General features: G+C 72.2%; 23 protein-coding genes. 9 read left to right on the plus strand and 14 right to left on the minus strand.

All coding sequences use genetic code 11. The features are described 5' to 3' along the window. Window positions 1-73: 73 nt before the first annotated feature. From B7K21_RS04375 to mtrA, 4 genes are all read right to left on the minus strand, one after another. Window positions 74-883 (minus strand): ComF family protein, encoded by an 810-nt coding sequence (locus B7K21_RS04375; RefSeq protein WP_144016062.1) that lies wholly within the window; start codon window positions 881-883, stop codon window positions 74-76. Between the two features lie 91 nt (window positions 884-974). Beyond that, window positions 975-2,711 carry an LpqB family beta-propeller domain-containing protein gene (locus B7K21_RS04380; protein WP_144016063.1) on the minus strand — a complete coding sequence of 579 codons (1,737 nt, stop codon included), beginning with the start codon at window positions 2,709-2,711 and terminating at the stop codon, window positions 975-977. Continuing rightward, a complete protein-coding gene (gene mtrB / locus B7K21_RS04385; RefSeq protein WP_084073991.1) occupies window positions 2,708-4,243 on the minus strand; it encodes an MtrAB system histidine kinase MtrB in 1,536 nt (511 codons plus the stop codon). The genes B7K21_RS04380 and mtrB overlap by 4 nt, the downstream gene beginning before the upstream one ends. A gap of 74 nt (window positions 4,244-4,317) precedes the next feature. Beyond that, the gene (gene mtrA / locus B7K21_RS04390; RefSeq protein WP_084073992.1) at window positions 4,318-5,001 is read right to left on the minus strand and encodes an MtrAB system response regulator MtrA; all 684 of its coding nucleotides are present in this window, start codon (window positions 4,999-5,001) and stop codon (window positions 4,318-4,320) included. 103 nt (window positions 5,002-5,104) lie between these two features. On the opposite strand from mtrA, the gene B7K21_RS04395 reads away from it, so the two are divergent. From B7K21_RS04395 to B7K21_RS04415, 5 genes are read left to right on the plus strand one after another with little or no spacing between them, the layout of a single operon-like run. Next, window positions 5,105-6,274 carry a glycerophosphoryl diester phosphodiesterase membrane domain-containing protein gene (locus B7K21_RS04395; protein ID WP_159448412.1) on the plus strand — a complete coding sequence of 390 codons (1,170 nt, stop codon included), beginning with the start codon at window positions 5,105-5,107 and terminating at the stop codon, window positions 6,272-6,274. Further along, window positions 6,271-6,924 (plus strand): DUF4129 domain-containing protein, encoded by a 654-nt coding sequence (locus tag B7K21_RS04400; RefSeq protein WP_084073994.1) that lies wholly within the window; start codon window positions 6,271-6,273, stop codon window positions 6,922-6,924. Before B7K21_RS04395 ends, B7K21_RS04400 begins: the two co-directional genes overlap by 4 nt. Further along, window positions 6,921-8,120: a DUF4350 domain-containing protein gene (locus tag B7K21_RS04405; RefSeq protein WP_084073995.1), complete on the plus strand. Its 1,200-nt coding sequence runs from the start codon at window positions 6,921-6,923 to the stop codon at window positions 8,118-8,120. The genes B7K21_RS04400 and B7K21_RS04405 overlap by 4 nt, the downstream gene beginning before the upstream one ends. Before the next feature lie 38 nt (window positions 8,121-8,158). Beyond that, entirely contained in the window at window positions 8,159-9,100 is a 942-nt protein-coding gene (locus B7K21_RS04410) for a MoxR family ATPase (protein WP_234989230.1), read from the plus strand. Further along, the gene (locus B7K21_RS04415; protein ID WP_084073997.1) at window positions 9,100-10,392 is read left to right on the plus strand and encodes a DUF58 domain-containing protein; all 1,293 of its coding nucleotides are present in this window, start codon (window positions 9,100-9,102) and stop codon (window positions 10,390-10,392) included. The genes B7K21_RS04410 and B7K21_RS04415 overlap by 1 nt, the downstream gene beginning before the upstream one ends. Window positions 10,393-10,433: 41 nt before the next feature. Here the strand turns inward: B7K21_RS04415 and B7K21_RS04420 are convergent, their stop codons facing one another. Next, a complete protein-coding gene (locus B7K21_RS04420) occupies window positions 10,434-11,432 on the minus strand; it encodes a stage II sporulation protein M (RefSeq protein WP_084073998.1) in 999 nt (332 codons plus the stop codon). Between the two features lie 66 nt (window positions 11,433-11,498). On the opposite strand from B7K21_RS04420, the gene B7K21_RS04425 reads away from it, so the two are divergent. Continuing rightward, window positions 11,499-12,317, plus strand: coding sequence for an RDD family protein (locus tag B7K21_RS04425; RefSeq protein WP_234989177.1), 819 nt, complete (start codon window positions 11,499-11,501; stop codon window positions 12,315-12,317). 38 nt (window positions 12,318-12,355) lie between these two features. On the opposite strand, the gene ahcY is transcribed toward B7K21_RS04425, so the two are convergent. The 4 genes from ahcY to B7K21_RS04445 all read right to left on the minus strand — a co-directional run bounded on the left by ahcY (window position 12,356) and on the right by B7K21_RS04445 (window position 16,727). Further along, a complete protein-coding gene (ahcY, locus tag B7K21_RS04430) occupies window positions 12,356-13,795 on the minus strand; it encodes an adenosylhomocysteinase (RefSeq protein WP_084074000.1) in 1,440 nt (479 codons plus the stop codon). A gap of 132 nt (window positions 13,796-13,927) precedes the next feature. Beyond that, complete coding sequence (locus tag B7K21_RS04435) at window positions 13,928-14,902, minus strand: cation diffusion facilitator family transporter (RefSeq protein ID WP_084074001.1); 975 nt, start codon at window positions 14,900-14,902, stop codon at window positions 13,928-13,930. Between the two features lies 1 nt (window position 14,903). Next, window positions 14,904-16,307 (minus strand): phosphomannomutase/phosphoglucomutase, encoded by a 1,404-nt coding sequence (locus B7K21_RS04440; RefSeq protein ID WP_084074002.1) that lies wholly within the window; start codon window positions 16,305-16,307, stop codon window positions 14,904-14,906. 69 nt (window positions 16,308-16,376) lie between these two features. Beyond that, the gene (locus tag B7K21_RS04445) at window positions 16,377-16,727 is read right to left on the minus strand and encodes a DUF3499 domain-containing protein (RefSeq protein WP_084074003.1); all 351 of its coding nucleotides are present in this window, start codon (window positions 16,725-16,727) and stop codon (window positions 16,377-16,379) included. 116 nt (window positions 16,728-16,843) lie between these two features. On the opposite strand from B7K21_RS04445, the gene B7K21_RS04450 reads away from it, so the two are divergent. Beyond that, on the plus strand, window positions 16,844-17,242 hold the full coding sequence (locus B7K21_RS04450) for a metallopeptidase family protein (RefSeq protein WP_084074004.1): 399 nt from the start codon (window positions 16,844-16,846) through the stop codon (window positions 17,240-17,242). 3 nt (window positions 17,243-17,245) lie between these two features. On the opposite strand, the gene B7K21_RS04455 is transcribed toward B7K21_RS04450, so the two are convergent. Genes B7K21_RS04455 through B7K21_RS04465 form a run of 3 tightly spaced genes read right to left on the minus strand, consistent with a single transcriptional unit; the run spans window position 17,246 to window position 22,026 of the window. Beyond that, on the minus strand, window positions 17,246-18,571 hold the full coding sequence (locus B7K21_RS04455) for a DUF5719 family protein (RefSeq protein WP_084074005.1): 1,326 nt from the start codon (window positions 18,569-18,571) through the stop codon (window positions 17,246-17,248). Continuing rightward, window positions 18,568-21,681: a glycosyltransferase gene (locus B7K21_RS04460; RefSeq protein ID WP_084074006.1), complete on the minus strand. Its 3,114-nt coding sequence runs from the start codon at window positions 21,679-21,681 to the stop codon at window positions 18,568-18,570. Before B7K21_RS04460 ends, B7K21_RS04455 begins: the two co-directional genes overlap by 4 nt. A gap of 24 nt (window positions 21,682-21,705) precedes the next feature. Further along, window positions 21,706-22,026 carry a WhiB family transcriptional regulator gene (locus B7K21_RS04465; protein ID WP_084074007.1) on the minus strand — a complete coding sequence of 107 codons (321 nt, stop codon included), beginning with the start codon at window positions 22,024-22,026 and terminating at the stop codon, window positions 21,706-21,708. 172 nt (window positions 22,027-22,198) lie between these two features. Here B7K21_RS04465 and B7K21_RS04470 point away from each other — a divergent pair, with 172 nt between their 5' ends. Together B7K21_RS04470 and B7K21_RS04475 are read left to right on the plus strand one after the other, a co-directional pair. Beyond that, a complete protein-coding gene (locus B7K21_RS04470; RefSeq protein ID WP_144016065.1) occupies window positions 22,199-23,404 on the plus strand; it encodes an LCP family protein in 1,206 nt (401 codons plus the stop codon). Window positions 23,405-23,417: 13 nt separating this feature from the next. Beyond that, window positions 23,418-24,725 (plus strand): LCP family protein, encoded by a 1,308-nt coding sequence (locus B7K21_RS04475; RefSeq protein WP_084074009.1) that lies wholly within the window; start codon window positions 23,418-23,420, stop codon window positions 24,723-24,725. 7 nt (window positions 24,726-24,732) lie between these two features. Here the strand turns inward: B7K21_RS04475 and purE are convergent, their stop codons facing one another. After that, entirely contained in the window at window positions 24,733-25,242 is a 510-nt protein-coding gene (purE, locus tag B7K21_RS04480; protein ID WP_084074010.1) for a 5-(carboxyamino)imidazole ribonucleotide mutase, read from the minus strand. Next, window positions 25,239-26,384 (minus strand): 5-(carboxyamino)imidazole ribonucleotide synthase, encoded by a 1,146-nt coding sequence (locus B7K21_RS04485; protein WP_084074011.1) that lies wholly within the window; start codon window positions 26,382-26,384, stop codon window positions 25,239-25,241. The genes purE and B7K21_RS04485 overlap by 4 nt, the downstream gene beginning before the upstream one ends. Window positions 26,385-26,402: the final 18 nt, after the last annotated feature.

Genomic DNA, 26,402 nt, shown 5'->3' on the forward strand with positions numbered 1-26,402 from the left:
GGCGGCGCCTGATGCGCCTGCGTCATCACCTCCCCTCGCAGAAGGGGTACGACGTTCGTCGTCCTTGGACTCCTCACCTTAGCCCCGTCCGGGCAGGGTCCGCCACACGCCGGGCGGCGGCGAGCACGAGCCCCGCCACCGCGTGCGATCCACGGTCCGCGAGCGCTCGCGCGCACGCGGCCAGCGTCGCGCCTGTGGTGACCACGTCATCCACGAGAACCACCGCAGCACCAGGCGCGATGGTGCCCACGGCATACACGGCGGCACGGCTCTCGCGCCAACGCGCGGCCGCGCTCGCTCCCCGCGACTCCCCCGAGCGAATCGCGAGCACCGGTGTGACACGGGAGGCCACTCCTGCCTGCGCGAGTCCGCGTGTCGCGGCGCGCGCGAGCAGCAGAGGGAGGTCCGTACCGCGCCGGCGCGTGCTCGCCGGACGCGCAGGCGCGGGCACGACTGCGATCGGCGCGGGCAGCGTCGCGAGCGCGGGTGCGATCTCGCGGGCTGCGCGTGTCATCGCGGCGGCCAGGCCTGCGTCGAGGTCGCGTCTACCGCCGTCCTTCCACGCGACCACCGCTCCGTGCGCGGGTCCATCGAGCGCGGCGATCGCCCAGACGGGCAGTGCTGACTCCCCGGCGACCACGAGGCGCGACGCCTCCTCCTCGCAGCGCCACGGCGGATCCCACCACGGGGCCGCGCAGGCCTCGCACCAGCGCACATCCTCGAGCCCGCATCCCGGGCACGCGACGGGCACCACGGCGCGCGCGGCGGTGCGCAGCGCCTCGCACACATGCTCGCCGCCTGCACGCCTGAGCGCCGCTTGAGCGTGTGGCACTCCGGGTGGCGCACCGTCCCGCCACCGCCGCGAGCCGAGTGGGGCGTCCATGGCGCCAGCGTGGCGGGCCGGCGGATGCCTCGAGTGCCGTGGACGCAGCGCCTGGGGAGGAAGTGATGCGACGCGACCCCTGGGGACGATGTCAGCCGGAGTAGGCCAGGTCGCTGACACCCTCGGCGCTGATAGCCCAGCTCGCGCCCGCGCGCACCTGCACCTCTCCATCCGCGGTGATGACGGTGAGCGTCGCCTCGCCGTGGCGCGACGACACGGCGACGGCGTCCGCGTCGGCCGTCAGGGCCTCCGTGAACCCTCCGACCGTGACGAGCCACAGCGGCGTCGCGGTCCCGTCGTCGCTTCGCCCGAGCACCGCGAGAGTCATCTCGTCGAGCCAGGACAGGCTCGCTCCCTCGCCCGCCTTCGCGCCTACCGCGATCGGTCCCGTCAGCGCCGTCGGCACCCCCGCGGGATCGCGCACCACACCCGCCACCTCAATGACTGTCTGACCGGCCGTGCGCGACGAGATCGCGAGCCGCGCGCCATCGCGGGACACGGCGATCGCGCGCACGTCCCGTCCGGCCAGCCACGGCGCATCGAGCAGCGCGCCCTCGCCCTCAACGCCCGCCGCAGGCACGGCAACCACTACTCCATCGCCGGCCGTCTCAGCGGTCCACAGCCATCCATGGCGGTCATACGAGGGGTCCACGAGGTCCGTCCCTGCATACACCTCGCGCATCTCCATCGGCGCCGACGGCGGCCCGCTGACGTCTCCTGCGGGGACGAGACTGGCCACACCCCCGGCGAGCGCGTCGGACACCACGAGGCGGTCGGAGCCGACCACCATCGCGACCTGTCCGCCGCTGTATGCGAGCGCGAGGCCGGACGCCGCGTCGGGCACGCGCCCCACGTCGTCAGGCGTGACTCGCAGCTGCTCGCCATCCCACAGCGCGAGGCGACCTCGCACGAGCGCCGCAGCCACCTCGTCGGGCGTCGGCGCCTGCGCCAGGTCGACAGCCTCATCGCCGTCGAGGGGCACGCCGCCCACGGTGACCTCGATGCTCGTCACCTCGGGCAGCGCGGTGAGCGTCGCCTCGAGCTGCGCATACGCGAGCGCGGACTCGGCGAAGGTGCCCGCTGCGGCCTGGCCGAGCCGCACGGCCGCGACCCCGTCGGTGACCACGACCGAATCCACCTCGAGCTCGGCTGCCAGGCCGAGGCCCGAGACCACCGCGTCAGCCAGCCACTCGGACGGGCCGGCGACGAGCTCCGACGCGGCGCGCGTCGCCGCGTTGAGCGCCGGCAGGAAGCGCGCCTCCTCGACCATGGTCACACCGTCCGATGCGGCGAAGACCAGGTCGACGCGGCGGAACAGGCGCGTGAAGTTCGCCTCCGCGATGAGCGACCCGTCCTCGAGCCCCGCGATGCGGTACTCGCCGTCAGCGTCCTGCGTGACGACGAACTGGAGCGTCGAATCGGCGCCGTCGGGGGCTTCGGTGAGGCGCCCGCCGGAGTCGACGGTCGCCGCCACCGGCACCGTATACGTGATCGCGCCCGTGCCCTCGTCGAGCTCGAGGGGGATCGCGCGCGAGTCGAAGATGGTGACCGTCGCGTAGGGGTCCCACTCGAGGCTTGCCTCGGGCGTCAGGAACTCGCGGGCGACCGTGAAGTCAGAGGCGAAGCCCTGCGGAATGGCCTGAAGGAAGCCCGTCACGATGGCCGTGGGACTGTCGCCAGGGCGCGGCCCCTCCGCGAACGGCACGAACGAGTCAGACTCCTCCACGACGCCCGCGCCCTCGCGCACCGGGCCCGAGGTGGGGATCGAGGCGCAGCCCGCCAGCGCGAGCACGGCACACATGAGCGCGATCCCGCGTCCCGCCCTCATCGCGCGGCCCCGTGTCCATCGAGCGCGGTGAACTCGTCCGCGCGCATCGCGAGCGGCAGGACGGGCTGCTGCCCGAGCCCTCGCGCGGTGCGCGGCAGCGTGAGCCTGAAGCTCGCGCCCTCGCCCGGCTGGCCCCATGCCTCGAGGCGACCGCCGTGCAGCTGCGCGTCCTCCCGCGCGATCGACAGACCCAGCCCCGTGCCGCCCATCGTGCGCGCCCGGGCCGCGTCCGCGCGCCAGAAGCGGTCGAACACGCGGTCCACCTGTGCGGGCGTGAGGCCGAGCCCGTAGTCCCGCACCACGACCGCGACGGCGCGCTGGTGCGAAGCCACGGCCACGTCCACCGCGCCGCCCTGCGCGTGCTCGACTGCGTTGGACAGCAGGTTGCGCACGATTCTGCCGACGCGTGGCCGGTCCATGGACGCCGTGTGGCGACCTGCCGCGACGTGCAGACGCACCTCGACACCCAGGCCCGAGGCGGCGTGACGGATCGCCTCGACCTCGTCCTCCACCACGTCGGCGAGGTCCACGGTCTCGAACTCGAGCTGCGCGGCGCCCGCGTCGATGCGCGACATCTCGAGCAGGTCCGAGAGCAGCACCTCGAAGCGATCGATCTGGTTCGCGAGCAGCTCGGCCGAGCGCGCGACCTCGGGCGCGAACTCCTCACGTCGGTCGTGCAGCACGTCGGATGCCATGCGGATGGTCGTGAGAGGCGTGCGCAGCTCGTGCGAGACGTCCGAGACGAAGCGGCGCTGGAGGCGCGACAGGTCCTCCATACGGGTGATCTGACGCTGCAGCGACTCGGCCATGTCGTTGAACGTGGTCGCCAGGGTCGCCATCTCGTCGGCGCCGCGCACGGTCATCCGCTCGGACAGCAGCCCGTCGGCGAGCCGCGACGCCACCTTTGCGGCGTGGCGCACGGGCCGCACGACCTGGAGCGTCACCGTCCAGGTCTGGATCAGCACCAGTCCGATCAGGACGAGTCCTCCACCGATGAGCACCTGCTGGATGAGCCCGAGCGTCTGTTGCTCATCCGCGAGCGAGTACACGAAGTAGAGCTCGTAGTCACCTGCGTCGCGGAACGGAAGGGTCGAGCCGACGACGAGGCCCGGCTCGCCGGTCCCGGGCATCGCGACGTACTGCCACGGCTGGGCGACGCCCTCGTCGACCGCGGTGCGCATCTCCGGTGTGATGACGCCGACGAGCTCGGGGCTCGAGACGCCTGCCGTGAGGATCACGTCCGAGTCGTTCTGTGGCGCCTGCAGGATCACGAGGCCGCGAGACTCGCCGCCAACGGTACGCAGGGACTCGTACAGATTGTTCATGAACTGCTGGAGATCGCCCGGGGTGGCGGCCGTCGCGGCCCCCACGAGGTCCGTGGCGCTCGCTGCGTCGCGCGCGGACTCGGCCAGGATGCGGTCCACGCGGGTCTCGATCAGCCCGTCACGGATCTGGCCGAGCACGAAGGCGCCCAGGACCAGGACCGTGCCGACCCCCACGACGAGCACGGTCGTGACGACCCGCAGCTGCATCGAGCGGCTCCAGCGCCGCACACCGCGCCGGACGGGGATCGCGAGACGCCGGGTGGCGCCCCGCAGCGAGCGTCTCACGACGCCTGGCCACCTGCCTTGTAGCCGACGCCACGCACCGTGAGCACGATCTCCGGGTTCTCCGGGTCCTTCTCGATCTTCGCGCGCAGGCGCTGGATGTGGACGTTCACGAGCCGCGTGTCAGCCGCGTGGCGGTAACCCCACACATCCTCGAGCAGCACCTCGCGCGTGAACACCTGTCCGGGAGCGCGCGCGAGCGTGACGAGCACGTCGAACTCGAGCGGCGTGAGCGGGATCATCTCGCCGTCCCGGCTCACGCGGTGCCCGGTGACGTCGATCTCGAGGTCGCCCACCCTGACGAGCCCCGGCGCCGCCGTGTCGTGACGGCGCAGGCGGGCGCGCACGCGAGCGATGAGCTCGCGCGGCTTGAAGGGCTTGGGGATGTAGTCGTCGGCGCCCGACTCGAGGCCGAGCACCACGTCCACCGTCTCCGACTTCGCGGTCAGCATGACGATCGGCACGCCCGACTCGGCGCGGATCTCACGGCAGATGTCGATGCCGCTCTTGCCGGGCAGCATGAGGTCCAGCAGGATCACGTCCGGCTGCTCGGCGCGGAACACCTCCACGGCGCGGTCGCCGTGGTCGCAGAACACTGGCTCGAAGCCGTCGCCCCGCAGGACGATTCCGATCATCTCGGACACTGCAGGATCGTCGTCGACCACCAGGATGCGCGCCGTCATGCGCCCATCTTGCCACGCACCGCAAGGCTCTCCCAGGGTCTGCTTCAGTCGTTCCCCGCGTCACGGCCGCATGGCAGGATGGTCGGAACGAGGAGGGATGCGAGTGAGCGACCAGCCGCAGGGCCAGGACGAGGCCGCGACGGACCGGGTACAAGGGGGATTCTCACCCTTCGCCGCGCCGACGGGCGGGCAGGGTCAGATCGACGCGTTCCCGCCGCCGCCGGTCGCCCCGGCGCCACCGCTGGGCGCCCCTGCGCCAGCGTCGGGCGTGGGGCCGACAGCGCCGCCGCGTGCGGGGACGCAGGCCCCTCCCCGCTTCGCGGACGCCGCCGCGATGAACCGCCCTGGGATCATCCCCTTGCGACCGCTCACCTTCGGCGAACTGCTCGACGGCCCCCTCAAGGCGATCCGCCACAACCCCAAGGTGATGCTGGGGCTCAACGCGCTCGTCGCGCTCGTCTCGATGCTCGCGACGTACGGGATGGGCTACAGCTACTACTCGGCGCTGTTCGGCAGCGCCTACCTCGAGTCGGGCTCGACGACCGACGCGCCGTTCACCGTGACGGACGTGGTGCTGCTGCTCGTCGGCGCCTTCGTGGGCTCGCTCGTGCTGCTGGTGTCCACGGGCATCACCACCCTGTCCTTCTCGCGCTCGGTTCTCGGCGAGCGCATGAGCGTAGGCGAGGCGACGCGCCGAGCCCTGCGCGCACTGCCGACGCTCGTGGTGCAGTCGCTCGCTCTGGGCCTCGCGTACAGCGCGGTGCTCGCGGTCGTCGTGCTGCTCGCGATCCCGTCGTTCCAGGCGTCGGTAGGCCTGGGGATCGCGGTGCTGATCCTCAGCGCGCTCGGCGCCACCGCCCTGGTCATCTGGACTGCGATCAAGCTCTCGCTCGCGGTGCCCGCCGTGGTGCTCGAGCGCAAGGGCCCGTTCGCCGCGATGGCCCGCTCGTGGCGCCTCACCGGTGGACGCTTCTGGATGATCCTCGGCGTGCTCGCGGTCGCCTCGATCATCACCGGGGTCATCCAGAACGTGCTCGCCGTGCCTGTCTCCGTCCTGCTGCCGCTGCTGATGTTCACCACCGACCCCGCGACCGCCGTGCCGATCTACGTCATCGCGATCGGCGTCGCCTCGTTCCTGGGTGTCCTGCTCTCGATCGCGTACCTGGGCGGGGTGACCGCAGGCCTGTACACGGACCAGCGGATGCGCAAGGAGGGCTTCGACCTCGCGCTCACCAAGGCAGTCCAGCAGCGTGCCGAGGCCGACGCCGCGTGATACTCGCGCTCCTGCCGCTCGCGCCGCCGGTGGAGCCGGGCGCTGATGAGGCGCGCCGCTGGGCCGAGGACGAGCTGTCGAAGGCGGACTACGCCGCAGGGGCCTCCCTCATGGACCGGATCGCGCAGGCACTCACCGACTTCCTCGCCGATCTGCTCTCCGGCGAGGGAAGCGGCTCGCTCGAACCGCTGGGATACGTGCTCGCGCTGCTCGCCGTGATCGCCGTGCTCGGCGGGGCCTTCGCCATCGCGCGTCCGCTGCTCGCCGCGCGCCGACGCGAGCGGTCCGATGTGATGGAGGACGAGACACGCAGCGCCACCGAGCTCGATGCGGCCGCCCGGACGGCCGCCGCTGCCGAGCGCTGGCACGACGCGGTCGTCGACGGGTTCCGAGCGATCGTGCGCTCTGCGGAGGAGCGCGCGCTGATCGACCCGCGGCCCGGCCGCACGGCGCACGAGGCCGCGTGGGATGCCGGCGTCGCAGTGCCCGATGCCGCGCGCGCGCTGCACGCCGCGTCGCGCACCTTCGATGAGGTCAGGTACAGCGACGTCGTCGCCACGCGCGCCCACTACGAGACCGTGCGCGCGGCGTCGGAAGCACTCGCCCTCGCCCGCCCCGCTGTGAGCGCCGCCCAGGAGCCGACGCCATGAGCCGCACCGTCGCCGCGCCCGACGGCTTTCTCCTGGGAGACGGCTCCACAGCCGCTGTGGTCGGCTCGGCGCGCTGGAACCGCTCGCGCTGGCTGGTGACCGTCTTGGGGCTCGTGCTCGTGCTGCTCGTGACGGTCACGCTCGCACGCCCCGCAACGTCGTCCACACCGCTGTCGATCAGCAACCCGGGCCCCACCGGCGCCCGCGCGCTCGCCGAGGTCCTGCGCGACCAGGGCGTGAGCGTCGAGGAGGTCGACACGCTCGCGGACGCGTACCGGCGGCTGGACGGCGGCGGCACGCTCGTGATCGCCTCGTACGTCTTCCTCGAGGACCGTCAGGTCGCGTCCATCGCCGACCACGCGGGCGACATCGTGTGGATCGACCCGGATGCGAACACTCTCGATGCGATCGACCCCGGGCTGTCGGCCGAGCCTGCCACCGGCGAGGGGACGCTCGTCGCAGACTGCGACGCGCCCGCGGCCGTCGCCGCAGGCTCGCTCACGGGGGTCGCCACCAGCATCTACGCCGACTCGCCGCGCGCGGTTCCTTGCTTCACGGACGGCTACGGGTCGGCGTACGTGATGCTCGAGCGCAACGGCGCCCGACCCGTGCACGTGCTCGCAGACGCGGACATCGTCTCCAACGCCGGCCTCGCGACCGACGGCGCCGCGGCGCTCGCACTGTGGACCACCGGCCACGCGGAGCACGTGGTCTGGTACATGGGAGGCGAGCTCGACGACACGGTGTTCGGCACGGACCAGGCGGGATCGACCTACTTCACGCCCCGCACGCCGCCCTGGCTCGCCGCGGGCGGCGTCGCCGCCGCGATCACCGCGCTCGTCGCCGCCGCGTGGCAGGGCCGACGCATGGGCCGCCTCGTCACGGAGCCGCTCCCCGTCATCGTCAGAGCGTCAGAGGCCACGCGCGGCCGCGGACGCCTATACGAGCGAGGCCGCGCCCGCGGGCACGCGCTCGCCGCGCTGCGCGCCGGAGCCGCCGCACGCATGGCGAGCCGGCTCTCGCTGCCGCGGACAGCCCCGCGCGGAGCGCTCGTCTCCGCGATCGCCGCCCACACCGAGCGCGACGGCGCCGAGATCGACCTGCTGCTGTACGGCCCACCGCCGGCCGACGACCACGACATGCTGGACCTCCTGGCCCGGCTCGACTCCCTGGAAGACGAGGTGCACCGCTCGTGACCGAGAACCCCGACCAGAACCCGCCCGCCTACTCGCCGCTGGTGACCACGCTCGCGAAGGTGCGCACCGAGGTGGGGCGCGCCGTCGTCGGCCAGGACGCCGCCGTCACGGGCCTCATCATCGCGCTGCTGTGCCGCGGTCACGTGCTGCTCGAAGGAGTGCCCGGCGTCGCCAAGACGCTCCTGGTGCGCACCCTCGCGGCATCCCTCGCTCTCGACACCAAGCGCGTGCAGTTCACCCCCGACCTCATGCCGGGAGACATCACGGGCTCGCTCGTGTACGACGCACAGACCTCCCGCTTCTCGTTCCGCGAGGGCCCCGTCTTCACGAACCTCATGCTCGGCGACGAGATCAACCGCACTCCCCCCAAGACGCAGTCCGCGCTGCTCGAGGCCATGGAGGAGCGCCAGGTCACCGTCGACGGCGAGGCGCGCCGCCTGCCCGAGCCATTCCTCGTGATCGCGACCCAGAACCCCGTCGAGTACGAGGGCACCTATCCGCTCCCAGAAGCCCAGCTGGACCGCTTCCTGCTCAAGCTCCAGCTGCCGCTGCCCGATCGCGCCGTGGAGGCCGAGGTGCTGCGCCGCCACGCCGCGGGCTTCGACCCGCGCGACCTCGGGGCCGCCGGCGTCACCGCAGTGGCATCGCTCGAGGATCTCGAGGCTGCGCGCAGCGAGGTCGCGAAGGTCGAGATCTCACCCGAGGTGATCGCCTACATCGTCGACGTGTGCCGTGCGACGCGCGCGGCGACCGCGACCTCGCTCGGCGTCTCGCCCCGCGGCGCGACCGCGCTCCTCGCCACCACTCGCGCATGGGCGTGGCTCTCGGGACGAGACTTCGTCACCCCGGACGACGTCAAGGCGCTCGCGCTGCCGACGCTCGCGCACCGCATTCAGCTCACCGCAGAGGCGGAGCTCGAGGGCGTCACCGCGGACAGCGTCGTCGAGTCCGTCCTCGCGGCGGTCCCCGTACCCCGCTGATGTACCTGACCTGGAGGGCCGCAGCGCTCAGCGCCGTCGGCATCGTCATCGCCGCGGCCGCGGGATCTGCGGGCGCCGCGCTCGTGTGGGCAGGCATTACCGCGGCGCTCGTGCTCGGCGATGCGCTCGGCGCACCGTCCCCGCGGCTGCTCGCCTCCAGGCGTGAGCCGCCGGGCGCGGTGAGGCTGGGCGAGGCGACGCAGACGACGCTGCTGGTGCGCAACGTCGGCTCGCGGCGCGCGCGCGGCGCCGTCCGCGACGCCTGGCAGCCGTCCGCAGGCGCGGGCGTCAATCGGCACGCGTTCGACCTCCCGGCGGGCGAGGCGAGGCGCTTCACGACCTCCTTGCGGCCGGTCCGACGCGGTGATCGGCACGCGGGAGCAGTCACTCTGCGCGTGCGCGGTCCCCTCGGCCTCGCTGGCCGACAGCTGTCCGTCGACCTGCCCGCGACGCTGCGCGTGCTCCCCGAGTTCGCGTCGCGCCGCCACCTCCCGTCGCGGCTCGCCCGCCTGCGCGAGCTGGATGGCCGGTCGGCCGTCCAGATGCGCGGCCCCGGATCGGAGTTCGACTCGCTCCGCGAGTACGTGATCGGCGACGACGTGCGCGCGATCGACTGGCGCGCCACCGCCCGACGCTCCGAGGTCGTCGTGCGCACATGGCGCCCCGAGCGCGACAGGCAGGTGCTGATCCTCGTCGACACGGCCCGCTCCGCAGCCGCGCGCATCGGCGACATCCCCCGGCTCGACGCGTGGATCGAGACCACCCTGCTCCTGTCCGCCCTCGCCTCCAAAGCCGGGGACCGCGTGCACGTGGTCGCGTTCGATCGTGGCGTGCGCGCACGCGTCTCGGGCGTCTCCGGGGCGGCGCTCATGCCCGCGATCGCCGACCGCCTCGCCCCGCTGGAGCCACGCCTCATCGAGCCCGATTGGACGTCCGTCGCGGGCATCGTGCGCGAGACTCTCTCACAGCGCGCGCTCGTGGTGCTGCTCACCGACCTTGGCGCCGCGGCCGCAGATTCAGGCATGATGCGTGCGCTCGCGCCCATCGCGCGCGACCACCAGTTGCTCGTCGCACCGGTCGACGACCCAGAGCTGCGCGAGATCGCGGCCGCCCGCGGAGGCACGGCCGAGGCCTATGCCGCCGCCGCGGCCACCCGCCACGAGCTCGAGCGGGCAGCCGTCGCCGACCGCATGCGGCGCAGCGGCATCGAGGTGGTCTCGGCGGGCCCCGACGACCTCCCGCCCGCCGTCGCCGACGCGTACCTGGCCCTCAAGGCAGCGGGACGGCTCTAGGGCTGGCCGCCCACTGCGTCGGGCGTCTGCGACTCACGTCGCTACGCGGCGACCGGAGCGACGTCCTCGCGCAGCTCACGCTCGACATCGCCGGTCTCCCCCATGAGCGCCGCGCGGCGGCCGAGCGTGAACACCAGCGTCCAGTAGCCGGCGAGTGCCGTCACGCCGATGGCGATCTTCACCGGCCAGGGGATCGCAGGGGCGCCGGTGACGTATCCCTCGATGATCCCCGACACCAGCAGCACGACGACCAGGCCGAGCACCGCGCCGAACATCGCGCGTCCCTCCTCGGCAAGCGCGCGCATCCGTGGGCGGGGCCCCGGGACGAGCGCCGTCCACGCGAGGCGAAGCCCCGCCGCGCCGGCGATCCACACGCCCGTCAGCTCGAGCAGGCCGTGCGGCGCGATGAGCTGGAAGAACAGTCCGAGCTGGCCGAACTCGTGCATGACCGACGCGGCCACGCCCACCGACACGGCGTTCTGCACCAGCACGTACAGCGGCACGACGCCCGTGATGCCGCCGAGCACGCACATCGCCGCGACCCACGCATTGTTGGTCCATACGCGCGCGAAGAAGGACGCCGAGGGGTTCTCCGAGTAGTAGGCCGCGAAGGCCTCCTCGGCATACGCCTGGCGCTCCTCGACGGTGCCCAGATCCGACATGAGCTCAGGGTTCGCGACGTAGTGCAGCGTGGTCGCGGCGCCGATCAGCAGGAACACCGCCATCACGGCGAGCGTCCACCAGCGCAGCCGGTACAGCGCCGCCGGCATGGACAGCACGAAGAAGCGTGCGACTTCACGGTGCACGGGCGGCCTCGCGCCAGCGAGCGCGGCGCGCGCCTTCGCGAGGAGCACCGACAGGCGCGACACGAGGGCGGGATCGGGAGCTGCGGACCGCACCTGCGCGAGATCCGAGGCGACCAGCTGGTACAGGCGCGCGAGCTCGTCCGCCTCCGCGCCGCTCGGCCGCCCGCGGCGCGAGAGCGTCTCGAGCCTCCTCCACCGATCCTCACGCAGCGCCATGAAGGAGTCGAGGTCCATGCGGATACGATGCCATACGGGGGCGAGCGCGCGCCATGGAGTCGCGGCCCAGACGGAGGGAGACCCGTGGACGACACCACGACGATCGGCGAGGGCGTGGTCCTCGAGACCGCCGCCGCGAGCGTCGGACTGAGGGCCGCTGGCGCGATGCTGGACGCGATCGTGCTGGGGGCGTTCTATGTGGGGTCCTTCACGGCACTGGCCTGGGTGATGCCCGACTCGATGGACTTCGCGGCGCTGAGCGCGGCTGTGCTCACTCACCTCATCCTCGTGTTCGTCGGCATCCCGGTGGCCCTCGAGACACTGACGCGCGGACGCTCGGTGGGCAAGTTCGCGACCGGCGTGCGGATCGTGCGCGACGACGGCGGGCCGATCGCGTTCCGCCAGGCATTCGTGCGCGGGCTCGTCGGCGTGCTCGACCTGTGGCTCACCGCGGGCGGCATGGCGCTCATCAGCGCCTTCACGACCGCGCGAGGCAAGCGCGTCGGCGACATCCTCGCCGGCACGTACGCACTCAAGGAGCGCGCCGCACGCAGCCCCCACGCGCCCCTGGTCATGCCGCCCGCCCTCGCCGAGTGGGCCACCACCGCTGACGTGCGACGCCTGCCCGACGGTCTCGCGCTCACGGTGCGCCAGTTCCTGTCGCGGGCCGCGCAGCTCAATCCGGTCTCGCGAGCCCAGATCGGCACCGAGATGGCCGACGCGGTGACTCCCTACGTCTCCCCCGCGCCCCCTCAGGGCACCCACCCGGAAGCGCTGCTCACCGCGGCGCTCGTGATGCGTCGCGATCGCGAGTACGCCCGGGCGCTCGAGCACCAGCGCACAGACGCCGAGGTCGCCTCACGGATCCAGCGGCTCCCGCACGGCGTCCCCGAGGTCTCGTAGCGCCCGACGCTCTCGCCGGGCAGGCGCGTCGGCCCGGCTCAGTACCGGTAGTGGTCAGGCTTGAAGGGCCCGTGCTGCGGCACGCCGAGGTAGTCGGCCTGGTCCTTGCTCATCTCCGTGAGGCGCACCCCGAGCGAGTCGAGGTGGAGGCGCGCGACCTTCTCGTCGAGCACCTTCGGCAGGCGGTGCACGCCCAGCGGGTACTCCTCAGGGCGCACCCACAACTCGATCTGCGCGAGCACCTGGTTGGCGAACGACGTGGACATCACGAAGCTCGGGTGGCCGGTCGCGTTGCCGAGGTTCAGCAGACGTCCGGCGGAGAGCACGATGACGCTGTGGCCGTCGGGGAAGGTCCACTCGTCGACCTGCGGCTTCACGGGCTCGAGCTTCGCGCCCGAGCGTGCGAGGCCCGCCATGTCGATCTCGTTGTCGAAGTGGCCCACGTTGCCCACGACGGCCTTGTTCTTCATGGCCGCCATGTGCTCGACGCGGATGATGTCCTTGTTGCCCGTCGTGGTGATGAAGAAGTCCGCGCGGTCCACGTAGTCCTCGACGCGGGCGACCTCGTAGCCGTCCATGGCGGCCTGGAGCGCGCAGATCGGGTCGACCTCCGTGACGACCACGCGCGCACCCTGGCCGCGCAGCGCCTCCGCGGCGCCCTTGCCGACGTCTCCGTACCCGCACACGACCGCGACCTTGCCGCCGATCAGCACGTCGGTGCCACGGTTGAGGCCGTCCGGCAGCGAGTGGCGGATGCCGTAGCGGTTGTCGAACTTGGACTTGGTGACCGAGTCGTTGACGTTGATCGCGGGGAACAGCAGTTCGCCGCGCGCATGCATCTGGTCGAGGCGGTGCACGCCGGTGGTCGTCTCCTCGGAGACGCCGACGATGCCCGCGGCCATGCGCGTGAAGCGCGTCGGGTCCTTCGCGAGCGAGCGGCGGAGCACCGCGCGCATCGCCTCGATCTCCTCGTTGTAGCGCGGGTCGTCCTCATCGATCGGGTCCGGCACGGCGCCCACCTTCTCGAACCGCACGCCCTCGTGCACCAGCAGCGTGGCGTCGCCACCGTCGTCGAGGATGATCGTGGGGCCGTCGTGACCATCCCACGTGAGGATGCGGTCGGTGTACTCCCAGTACTCCGCGAGCGACTCGCCCTTGACCGCGAACACGGGCACGCCGTCGGGCGACGAGTAGGAGCCCTGGCCGACGACGATCGCCGCGGCCGCCTCGTCCTGAGTGGAGAACACGTTGCACGACGCCCAGCGCACGTCCGCACCGAGCGCAGTGAGCGTCTCGATGAGCACTGCGGTCTGCACAGTCATGTGGAGCGATCCGGCGATGCGCGCGCCGGCGAGCGGCTGCGACGCGGAGAACTCCTCGCGCAGCGAGGTGAGGCCCGGCATCTCCACCTCGGCGAGGCGGATCTGATGGCGGCCCGCCTCGGCGAGGGCCAGGTCGGCGACGACGTGCTCGGTCATGGTTCTCCTTCAGGGACGGCGTGCGCGACGGCCCGGTGGCGGGGCGCGATGTCTGAGGAGAGGCTAACGCAGATGCGCCCGACGCTGTGGAGGGCCGCCACTGCGGGCCTCCTGGGGGCGGGCGAAAGGTGGCTAGCTGCCGCGCTCATCCCCGAGCTCGGCACCGAGCGGACGCGCGCCACCCTCGCGCTCCGGCTCGTCATGGCGCACGTCGGGCTCGATGAAGATCAGCCGCGCGGCGGGCACGGCCGCGCGGATGCGCTGCTCGGCGTCGTCCGTGCGGCGAGAGATCTCTGCGAGCGTCTCGTCGGCGCCCGCGCCCACCTTGGCGGTCACGAGCACGTCGTCGGGACCCAGGTGCATCGTGCGCAGGTGGATGACGTCGGTGAAGCCGGCCTCAGCGAGACCCGCTCGGATCTTCGCGATGTCCTCCGGCGTGGCCGACTCGCCGAGCAGCATCTCGCGGGTCTCGCGCGCCAGTACGAGCGCGATGCAGACGAGCAGCACGCCGATCATCGCGGTGCCAGCCGCGTCCCAGAGCCCGTTGTGCGTGACGAGCGTCATCGAGACGCCGAACAGCGCGAACACCAGGCCCACGAGCGCGCCGAAGTCCTCGAGCAGGATCACGGGCAGCTCGGGAGAACGCGAGCGCTGGATGAACTTCGCCCAGCCCACATTGCCGCGGATCTTGTTGGACTCCCTCATGGCAGTGCGGAAGCTCAGCCCTTCGAGCATGATCGCGATGAGCAGGACCACGATGGGGACCCAGTGCCATGACTCGATCGGCTCAGGGTGCTGGAACTTGTGCCATGCCTCGTACAGCGCGAACAACCCTCCGAGGCTGAACAGCACGACGGCGACGAGGAAAGCGAAGTAGTACCGGTACCGCGAGTAGCCGAAGGGGTGCTCCGGCGTGGCCTCCTTGCGCGCCTTCCTGCCGCCGAGCAGGAGCAGCAACTGGTTGCCCGAGTCGGCGACCGAGTGGATCGCCTCAGCGAGCATCGACGACGCGCCCGTCAGCGCGTATGCCGCGAACTTGGTGACGCCGATGCCCAGATTGGCGCTGAGCGCAGCGACGATCGCCTTGGTGCCGCCCTCAGCCGACACGTCAGCCCTCCCGGATGACCCGCAGCGCCTCGTCGCGCACTGCCTCCATGTCGGCGACCGTGGCCGCCTCCACGTTGAGGCGCAGCAGCGGCTCGGTTCCAGACGGGCGCACGTTGAACCACCAGCGAGGCTCGTCATCCCAGTGCGTCACGGTCAGGCCGTCGAACTCGTCGAGGACCACGCCGTCGCGCGTGCCGAAGGCGCCCTTGATGCGTGCGAGCGCCTCAGGCACCGAGGTCACGGTCGAGTTGATCTCGCCGGACGCGGCGTAGGGGTCGTAGGCCTCGAGCATGGCGCTCAGCGGCCCGTCCTGCTGGCCGAGTGCCGCCATCACGTGCAGCGCCGCGAGCATGCCCGAATCGGCGTAGAAGAAGTCGCGGAAGTAGAAGTGCGCCGAGTGCTCGCCACCGAAGATCGCGTCGTGCTCAGCCATCTGCGCCTTGATGAAGCTGTGTCCCACGCGCGAGCGAACGGCGGTGATGCCAGCCTCGCCCAGCAGCTCCGGCACGGCCCGCGACGAGATGAGGTTGTGGATCACGGTCGACTGGCCGTCCTCGCGCGCGGCCTCGCGCAGTCCCACGAGCGCGGTGATCGCGGAGGCGCGCACCACCTCGCCGCGCTCGTCGACGACGAAGCAGCGATCGGCGTCCCCGTCGAACGCGAGCCCCAGGTCCGCGCCGTGCTCCACGACGGCCTTCTGCAGGTCGCGCAGGTTCTCCTCCTCGAGCGGATTGGGCTCGTGGTTGGGGAAGGTGCCGTCGAGCTCGAAGTACAGCGGCACGATGTCCAGCGGGAGCTCGGGCAGGCCCGCCTCGGTGCCGAGCACCGCGGGCACCGTGTAGCCAGCCATCGCATTGCCTGCGTCCACGACGACCTTGAGCGGGCGGATCGCGTCGAGCGGCACGAGCGAGCGCAGGAACTCGCCGTACTCGCGCAGCATGTCCTGCGTCTCGTCGGTGCCTCGCTCCTCTGCGACCGGCACGCCCTCGTCCACGTAGCGCTCGGCGAGCGTGCGCACGTCCGCGAGGCCGGTGTTCTCGCCGACGGCGCGTGCGCGCGACCGGCACAGCTTCATGCCGTTGTATGCGGCCGGGTTGTGGCTCGCGGTGATCATCGCGCCGGGCAGGTTCAGCGCGCCCGACGCGTGATACAGGCCATCGGTGGAGCACAGTCCGATGCGGATCGCGTTGACGCCACGGTCGTTCAGGCCCGCGACGAACGCGTCGGCGAGGCCTGGGCCCGTGTCGCGCATGTCGTGGCCGAGCGCGACCGTGGTCTCGCCGTCGGGGCGCACGATGGCATCGGCGAATGCCGCGCCGATCGCGTGCGCGATCTCGGTCGTGAGCTGCTCGCCGACGATGCCGCGCACGTCGTAGGACTTGATGAGGCCGCTGAGATCGGTCATGACGGACAGGCTAGCGCCCGCCGGTGACGGACGGAGCCCTCCCCACCAGTCGTGGCGCGGCGGACCGGTTCAGGAGTCGGAGTTGACGACCCGCAGATGCCCGCGGCGCGGCTCTGAGGCGACCGGAGCGGGCGGCATCACCGCCACGCGCGGCGCGCCCGCCTCGCGCACGGCGCGCGCGAGCGCGTCCAGGTCGTCCGGAGACGGGCCGGGATCCACGAGGTCCTGGTGGATATGGACCACGTCCCAGCCGCGCGGCGCCGTGAAGCCCTCCGCATGAGGGGCGCACAGGTCGTAACTGTGAGGCTCGGCGTTCGCGGACAGCTGCCCCACGACCACGGTCGAGTCCGCGTAGACATAGGTCAGCGTCGCCGCCGCCGGGCGGGCGCAGGTCGACTTGGAGCACTGTCGCGAGGCCATCACGTCTCGTGACGCTACCCCCGCGCCACCACGTACCGCTGGAGGCACGCCGCCCGCCCGACCACGGCGTCGGGCCGGTACCGCGACACGCCCGACGCGCGGACTAGGGTTCCCGTATGGGCGCGCGCGACAGGCACGGCAGGGGGCTGAGGGCTCCCCTGGTGCCTGCGTCGCTGCCGGGTCACCTCACCCGGGCTGATCGCTTCGACAGGCTCGTGCTCGAGGCCGCCGAGCGGCTCGAGCCACGGTGGGGCCGACGCTGGGGCAAAGTCGAGTTCGGCGCCGAGGACGTGCCCCCGTCCGACCCGAGCCCGTGGGAGCGCGGCGTGCCGCTCGGCAGGCTGTTCCCCTCAGACCTGGGGCAGCCGACACGCGTGGTCGTCTACCGACGCCCGTGCGAGGAGCGGGCCGACGGCCCAGAGCTCGCGCTGCTGGTGCGCGACGTAGTCGCGGAGCAGGTGGCGCATCTGCTCGGCATGGCGCCGGAGGACGTCGACCCCGAGTTCGGCGAGTGAGCGTCAGCGCACGTACGAGCGATCGACAGTGGTGATCTCCATCGGATCCACCTCGGGGCGCGCGGGCGCCATCGCCGCCAGGAAGCCAGGGTCCTGACGCACTGTCACGACCCACGCGGCACGTCCCGTGATCGACACGGCCGTGCCCGCAGGCAGATCGAGGGGGATGCGGACCACGGTGCGCGCCGCGACCGGCGTCTCCGCGACCACCGCGCCCGCACCATCGAGCACCGTCACCGTGGTGCTCACGGGCGAGTAGGCGACGATCGCCCCACCGAGTCCCGGGGCGTACGCCACGCGTGCCGCCGTCGACTCCGCCGTGGTTGGCACCGGCTGCGCCGCGACCCACATGAAGTCGGTCGCAGTCTGCCCCTCGAGCCCCACATCGGAACTGCGCTGCACGACCGTGCGCGCGGCGGCCACCACGTCAGCATCGGCGTCGATCTCGATCGCCCTGACGTCGCCGAGCGGCACCGCGACTTCGGTCACGACGCCCGCCTCGAGCTCCACACGCGAGGTGCCGGGCCAATCGAGGATTCCGTCGGCGCCCACGAGCGTCAGCGACGCCACCGCACCCTCGGGCGACATGAGACGCAGCGTCGCCGCGCTCGCGCCTCCGCCACCGACCGCGGGCACCACGAGATGGCGTCCAGGCTCGGAGGCGCTCGCCCAGTCGGTGCCCGCGGGCTGCAGCCCGTCGAGCCTTGAGTCCTGCAGCGCCGCGACCACGCCCGCTCCGGTCGCATCGACGCGGATCGCCATGGCGGGCAGCTCTGCCTCGACGCCCTCGAGCAGCAGCTCAGCCTGGGACGCCGCGCCGACCGCGAGCGTCCTCGTCTCGCCGAGCGCGCCAGCGCCGCCGTACAGCGTCACGGTCGCCTCGATGTTGCGCTCGGTCGGGTTGGTGAGCACGAGTCGGGACGAGGCTCCCACGGTCGTCGCGCCGGCCACGATCCACTGCGTGGACGCGGGGCGCGTGCACGTGAGCGCCGCAAGCGAGGCGATGTCGCCGTCCTCCGCGCGTTCCAGCACGGCGCCGACCGGCGCTTCGACCGCCACCCCATCGCCGACCGGCGTGGACGCGCCGCCGAACACCGCGCGTGAGGACTGCGTCGGCACCGAAGAGAAGTCGTCGCCCTCGATCGCGCCCACCGGCACCGTGAGAGGTGCGGGGCAGGCCGCGGGCTGGGCAGCGGGCATCACTGCGGTCGTCGACGTCGCATGCGCGCGCTCGGCGGCGGGGTCGAGCGATGATCCCAGCACTGCCACAGCCGCGAGGGCGCCCAGCGCGACGGCGCCCGTCGTCGCCTTGATCCAGGTCGCCGTCATCGCGCGCCCCGTCCGAACCTCGTGCGATGGATGGGGATGGAACCCAGCAGCGTGAACCCCACGAAGCCCGCCACGATCCACAGCCAGCGTGCGCGCGTCGGGTCATGATGGACGATCTCCAGCTGCCCCGATCCCGCGACCTTCCATGCCGCACGCCCGAGCGGATCGTCCACGCGCGCCAACGGCTCGCCGTCCAGGGTGGCCGTCCAGGCCCGGTCATCCGCGACCGCGAGCACGAGCGTGCCGTCCACGCTCTCGGCGAGCTCGATCGTGCCGGAGAGGCGTCCCATCGGCACGGCCGTGCGGGCATCGCCCACCTCGACCCAGGCGCGCGTAGCGCGTGCGTCGTCCTCCCACGTGACCCGGTAGGGGGTGCCGCGGTCGCTCGCGCCCAGCAGGTCGAGCTCCTCGATCTGGGACAGCGCCGCGTCGAGCTCGGTGGCCCCTGGCGCGACCACGACGGTGCCGATGCCCCACGCGGCCAGCGAGGGCGACGCCCCCGAGCCTGCCCCGGCGAGGGTTGCCACAGCTTCCCCGAGCGAGGCGGGCGTTGCAGGCGGCGGGTCGGTCGGGTGCGCGTACGCGCGCCCGTCGTCATCGCGCTCGGCCGTCCCGAGCGCGTGCACCGAGCCGTCAGTCTCGAGCACGGTGTAGGCGACGGTGCCATCCTCCGCCGAGTCCAGTACGAGCACGCGCTGGCGTTCGCCGGAGACCTGGTCGAGCGCCGTCGCCAGGGGCAGCACCGCCACATCGGTCGTGCCGAGGTCCGTGGGACGGCCGGGCCACGCGACGACGAGCGCGTGCGCGCTCAGCGCGAGCGCCGCGACGCCGAGCACCACTGCATATCCCGTGCGCCTCCACGCCAGCGCTGCGCCCTTGCCCTGACCCCATGCGCCGGACGCCGCCGAAGCCGCCGCGCCCAGCAGAGCGAGAGCCATGAGCGAGGAGCCGGGGCCGGGCCACCCGTTCACGAGCTCCATGCCCGCGCCGTCCTCCCCGCCGACCAGCGTGCGCTGCTCCACGAGCGCCGTCGCGAGGCCCACGGACGCGAGCAGCACGAGCGTGCGCACCGGCCAGGTCGCGCGGCCCGAGAGCACGGCCCACGCCGCGCCGAGCACGACGAGCGCTCCGACTGCGAGTGCGGCCGCGCCTGCGGTGGGCGCGAGGTCGGCCCATGGGAGGGCCGTCTGGGGCGTCGGCGCGCCGAGCAGCAGTTCCCACGGCTCGGATGGCTGCGAGGCGGCTACCGGTCCCGCGTCGCGCAGCAGCACGCGCGCGGCGCCTCCCCACGTGCCCTCGTGCCATGCGGCCACGAGTGCGGGTGCGGAGACGAGCAGCGCCGGCAGGGCGATCGCCCACGTGCGCAGCCGCGCGCCTCGCGCGAAGCCTCCGGCGACCAGCGCCACCAGCACGACCGCTGGCAACAGCGCGGGCGCCGCGGAGACTGCGGCGGCCGCAGCGACGGCAGCTCCCGCGGATGCGCTCGGCGAACCGACGCGCACGCGGGGGAACTCGCCGTCCCCCACGGGCTCGCCGCGATGCCACCCGGCGCCGCGCACCAGGCCGAAGGCCACCCACGGCAGCAGCACGTGCGCAAGTACGGCGCCGAGCCGGCCATCGTCGACCGAGACAAGGAACGCGGGCCACAGGCCATACGCGAGCGCCGCGGCGCCGCGGATCCACGCCGACCGCACCGCAGTGCCGGCAGCAGCCCAGCCGCCGAGCGTCGCGGCCAGCGGCGCGAGCACGAGCGTCAGCGCGAGCCCGACGCGCGCGCCGCCCGGCACCACGCTCGCGGGAAGCAGCAGCGCTGCATAGACGGAGTCGATCGAGGCGGCGCCGAAGCCCGCGCCGTCCCAGCCGGAGACGAGGCGCGCCCACACGTCCCCCGCCGCGAGGTCCGTGACTCCGAGGATGCCGCCAGCGAGCATGTCGCCGCGCAGCACGGGACCCAGCCACGCGCCGCCGAACGCGAGCGACGCCGCGAGTCCTAGCGCACCGGTGATCGCGAGCCCCCGTCGACGGCGGCTCGCCGCGAGCGCCAACTCGGCGCGTTCCACATCGTTGGGGGCGATCGATTCGCGCCACTGCTCGTAGGCGCCGAGCTCGCGGGCGCGCACGAAGCGCACGACGGTGCGCCACGGCGCGAGCAGCGGCCGCTCGACGCGGGGCCCGAGCTCCTGAGTACGCCGGATCGCCGCGCGCGACGCGGGCAGTCGACCCAAGCGTCCCAGCACTCGCCACGGCACGCCGAGGTCGGCGAGCGCCATGCGCGGCTCGTTCTGCGCGATGCGCAGCAGGGCGCGCACGGGTGCGGAGACGAAGGCCCACAGCACGAGCAGGGGGACGCCGAGCGCGGGCGCGAACGCCATCGCGTGGTACCACTCGCCCGTCCGACGCTGGGGGTACGACGAGCGTCGGTCCTGCTCGCCCCCGGCGCGGGTGCCGTGCAGGTTCTCCTGCGCATGCCGGATGCGCGCGGACGGCACGACGACCACGTCGAGTCCCGCGCGCCACGCGCGGCGGCACAGGTCGACGCTCTCCCCGAAGCCGCGGTACGCGTCGTCGGTGCCGCCAGCGCGGTCCCACCACTCACGGCGCACCAGGGCGCCCGCGAGGCTGACGGCCAAGACGTCGTCGCGCGAGTCGTACTGGCCCTGGTTGACGTCGTCCTCCTCGACCAGCTGGATGCGGCGCGCGCCGACGCGCGAGACCGTCGCCCCCAGATCGACGAGTCGCGAAGGGTCGCGCCAGTTGACGTGCGCGGCACCGACGATCGCGGCACGGCGGCGCTTGCGCGCGACCGCGGCGAGCGCGTCGAGCGCTCCTGGCATGGGCGCCGTGTCGTCGTGGAGCAGCCACAGGAGCTCCTGATCGAGCGCGGGGTGCGTCGCGACCGCGGCATCGATCGCCTCGCGATAGTTCGCGCCGTCAGCGCGCAGGATCTCGCCTCGAAGACCGTCAGGGAAATCGGGTTCGTCGCCGTCCACGACCACGACATCGAGGGTGTCGTACGAGTGGTCCGCGAGCGAGGCGAGGACCGCTGGGAGGTGACCGCTGCGACCGTCGGTGACGACAATCGCGCGCACGACAGCGCGCGCCGTTGTCACGACGCGCCTCCCGTCACCGGCTCGCTAGACAGCGCGACGCTTGAGCTTGCGTCGCTCACGCTCCGACAGACCGCCCCAGATCCCGAAGCGCTCATCATGCTCGAGCGCGTAGTCGAGGCACTCCGAGCGCACGTCGCACGACGCACACACCTTCTTTGCCTCACGGGTGGAGCCTCCCTTCTCGGGAAAGAAGGCCTCCGGGTCGGTCTGCGCGCAGAGCGCGCGTTCCTGCCAGCCGAGCGGACCGTCGTCGTCGACAGCATCGAAGATGTCGACCACCGGTGCCAGCGTCGGCGTGGGCTTGCCGGCGTCTGAGGGCACGGTGCCGTCGTAGATGCTCCACATAGGCTTCCCTCCGAATCGCCCACGAGGGTGGCAACCCCCGCTTACCCGAAATTACACCTGTGTAATCCGCGCCAGTCAAGTCGAGAGCGACCCTTGCCACACCCTGTCACCGCCCTCGCAACGTACACGCCGCGCCGGGCGTTGAATGCGCAGCAGGGACGAGGAGGGGAATGTGACCAGGTACGCGCGCGGCAGCGCGCCCGTGCGCCACCGCACGCGGCGCGGCGCGCTCACGGCGCTGCGGGTGGGAAGCACTGCTGTCGCCGCGCTCGCCGGATTCGCGCTCGTCTCGGTCGCCGCGCTCGCCGGGAATCTGCAAGGCGCGATCGACGCGAACGACGTCTCCGGCATCGTCGACCCGATAGACGAGCAGCTAGACCCCACCGATCCCGACGCGGGCCGGGCCCTCGACATCCTGCTCATCGGCACCGACGTGCGCACGGGCGAGAACGGGGACATCGGGGGCGATGACGCCGAAGGCATGCGCTCCGACACCACGATGCTCATGCACATCTCCGCGGACCGCGCCCGCGTGGAGCTCGTCTCGATCCCGCGTGACGCGCAGGTCGACATCGCCGACTGCACGCTGTTTGACGGCACCGAGATCCCCGGCGGTCACGGCGACTTCAACGTCGCGTTCAGCAACGGCGGGCGACAGGGCGACGCCGCCGAGGCTGCCGCCTGCACCATCAACACGGTCCAGCACCTCACCGGGATCTCGATCGAGCACTTCGCCGTGCTCGACTTCGTCGGCTTCGAGCGCATGGTCGACGCGCTCGGCGGAGTCGAGATGTGCATTCCCTTCGATATCTCGTCCAAGAAGGCCCACCTCGAGCTCACCGCGGGTCAGCAGACCCTCACGGGTGCGCAGGCGCTGGGCTTCGCGCGCCTGCGCACGGCCGAGGTGGGCGACGTCTCCGGCTCGGACCTGCAGCGCATCTCGCGCCAGCAGGCGCTCATGGGGGCCGTCGCGGACTCGCTGCTCGCCCAGAACATCCTCACCGATGCCGGGGCCATCACGCAGTTCCTCAAGGCGGTCGCCGGATCCCTCACCACCGACACCCAGCTCGGCTCAGTCGAGTACCTCACCGGGCTCGCCTGGAGCCTGCGCGGCATCGACACCGATGACATCGTGTTCGCGACCGTCCCGTGGGAGTACACCCCTGACTTCCTCAACGTCGAGCTCCTGCCCGAGTCCGAGTCGATGTGGCAGCAGCTGCGCGACGACGAGCCGCTGACCATCGACGCCGCAGACGACGCGTCGTCCACGTGGGACGACGGCTCGAACCCGTCCACGGGCTCCGACCCGACGCAGGAATCCGGCGATTCCGGCGAGGAATCCGTCACAGACTCCCAGAACGCGGCGTGCACCACGTAGAATCGGCGCATCCATGACTGAGGCATCTCCTGTGCAGCGCGCCCACCGGCGCCCCCGCCACGCCGCGCGCATGCGCACCGGCGTGGTCGTCGGCGTGCTCGGATCTCTGGTGCTCGGAGCAGCGACCTTCGGCGCAGTGTTCTCTGGCACCTCGCTCGCGCTGTTCGAGAGCGAACTGAACACCCAGGACATCGGCTCGATCGCGGGTGACGCCGGCGACAAGCCCGATTACATCGCGGCTCCCGTGAGCGCCGACGCCACCACGGGAACTCCCGTCGACACCTATGCAGGCGAGCCGGTCAACATCCTGCTCATCGGCTCGGACGTCCGCAGCGACGAGAACGCGGCGCTCGGGGGCTACGTGGACGGTGCACGAGGCGACACCACGATCATCGTGCACGTCTCAGCCGATCGCAGCCGCGTGGACCTCGTGTCGATCCCGCGCGACGCCAGGGTGGACATCGCCTACTGCGAGTCCCTCGACGGCCAGTCGCAACGCGGCTGGACCACGAAGTTCAACGTCGCCTTCTCCAACGGCTTCGGCTTCAACAACAACCCCGCGGAAGCCGCCGCGTGCGTGATGCGCACGATCAACGAGATGAGCGGACTCGCCTTCGACGGCCAGTACGTCGTCGCGGACTTCGCCGGCTTCCGCGACATGATCGACGCTCTGGGCGGCGTGCCCATGTGCATCCCCCGCGATGTGTACTCCAAGAAGGCGGACCTCGACCTCGACGCCGGCGCGCAGACGCTCAACGGCACGCAGGCGCTCGCGTGGGCGAGGGCCCGCACGGGGTCCGGCCTGGGCGACGGCACGGACCTCGCGCGCATCGAGCGCCAGCAAGAGCTCATCGAGTCGGTCCTGCGCAAGGCGCTCGGCATGAACGTTCTCACCGACATCGACGTGCTGACGCAGTTCATCCGCGCGGCGGCCGGCTCGTTCACCATGTCGGAGCAGCTGGGCGACGTGGGCTACGTGTTCGGTCTCGCCTATTCGCTCCGGAACCTGTCGATGGACAACGTGAGCATGTCTACCATCCCGTGGGCCTACGCGGGCGACGGCTCCGGCGACGTGGTCATCACGAGCGCGGCCGATGACGTGTGGGAGGCGCTTCTCGCGGATCAGCCGCTCCCCCTCAAGGACGACTCGTCCGACGACGAGGAGACCGACGATAGCCCCGGAACGGTGCAGCAGCCGGTCGACACCTCGCAGCTCGAGCGGACGCAGTACCTGCCGATCCCGCCGGAGGCCGCGTACGTGGTCACGGTCGAGCGCGAGACCGAGGAGCAGATCCTCGCCTCGTGCGTCCTCGACGACTGATCGCCGCCTAGGCTCGGCGCAGCGCCTCTCCCTTGGCGTGCGCAATCTCGCGCAGACGCTCCTGGAAGCCCGACATCTCGTCGCGCAGTCGCTCCGCGTGCGGCCCCTCTCCCGCGGCGAGCATCCTCACCGCGAGCAGGCCCGCATTGCGCGCCCCTCCGATCGATACCGTGGCGACGGGAACGCCTGCGGGCATCTGCACGATGCTCAGCAGCGAGTCCATGCCGTCGAGGTGCTTGAGCGGCACGGGTACTCCCACGACGGGCAGCGTCGTCACCGAGGCGAGCATGCCCGGCAGGTGCGCCGCGCCTCCCGCGCCCGCGATGATCACCCTGAGCCCGCGATCTGCGGCCGCGCGCCCGTACGAGATCATCTCGTCCGGCATCCGGTGCGCGGAGACGACGTCCTTCTCGAACGGCACGCCGAACTCGGCCAGGGCCTCGCCCGCGGCCTGCATCACCGGCCAGTCGGAATCGGAACCCATCACGATCCCCACCAGGGGTCGCTCGTCGCTCATGTCGCACCTCCGTCCCTCACGATAGCGGCGGCGGCCACCGCACGGCCGTAGACGTCGTCCGCGTCGGCGCCGGAGAGGTTGACGTGCCCCACCTTGCGCCCCGCCCGCACGCCCTTCGCGTACAAGTGAATCTTCGCGTCGGGGTCGTGCACGTCGGCGAGCGCTGCGGGGAGGTCCTCGCGCGCGCCACCGAGCACGTTCGCCATCACCGTCACGGGCGCGGTCGCCGCGGTCGAGCCAAGCGGCAGATCCAGGACTGCACGGAGGTGCTGCTCGAACTGGCTGGTCACGGACCCGTCCTGGGTCCAGTGACCCGAGTTGTGCGGCCGCATGGCGAGCTCGTTGATGAGCACGTGCTCGCCCGTGTCGAACATCTCGACGGCGAGCACCCCCACGACGCCGAGCTCGGTCGCGATGCGCGTCGCGACCTCGCGGGCCTCGCTCTCCTCCTGGGCCGTGAGCCCCGTGGCGGGCGCGATGACCTCCGAGCACACGCCGTCGCGCTGGATCGAATCGACCACGGGCCACGTCACCACGTCGCCTGAAGGCCTGCGGGCCGCGAGCGCGGCGAGCTCCCTCACGTAAGGAACCTTCTGCTCGATGAGCACGCGCGGACCGCCGTCTGCCGCGGCTGCGAGCCAGTCCGACGCGTCGGTCGCCTCGGTGATGACCCTCACCCCCTTGCCGTCGTAGCCACCGCGCGCGGTCTTGAGCACCGCCTCGCCGCCGTGGGAGTCCAGGAAGTCAGCGACCTCCGCCTCGGTGGTCACCGGCGCCCAGTCGGGATTCGGCAGGCCGAGCGCGTCCATGCGGCGGCGCATCTCGATCTTGTCCTGCGCGTAGATCAGCGCGTCCAGGCCAGGGCGCGCGGGCACGCCGACGGCCTCGGCCGCCGCGAACACCTCGGCCGGAATGTGCTCGTGCTCCCACGTCAGCACGGCAGGACGGGGCTCGGCGAGCAGCCTCGCCACCGCGTCGGGGTCGCGCGGCAGGCCGACGACCGTCTCGTGAGCCGGCAGCGCCGCCGCGGCCTCCTCGGACTCGACGAGGACGCGGAGCACGATGCCGAGCTCGGTTGCCTCGGGTGCCATCATGCGGGCGAGCTGGCCGCCTCCGATGACGGCGACGATAGGCGGGGTCATGGCCCCCAACCTACCGCC

The organism is Demequina sp. NBRC 110052 (assembly GCF_002090075.1).
GTDB lineage: Bacteria > Actinomycetota > Actinomycetes > Actinomycetales > Demequinaceae > Demequina.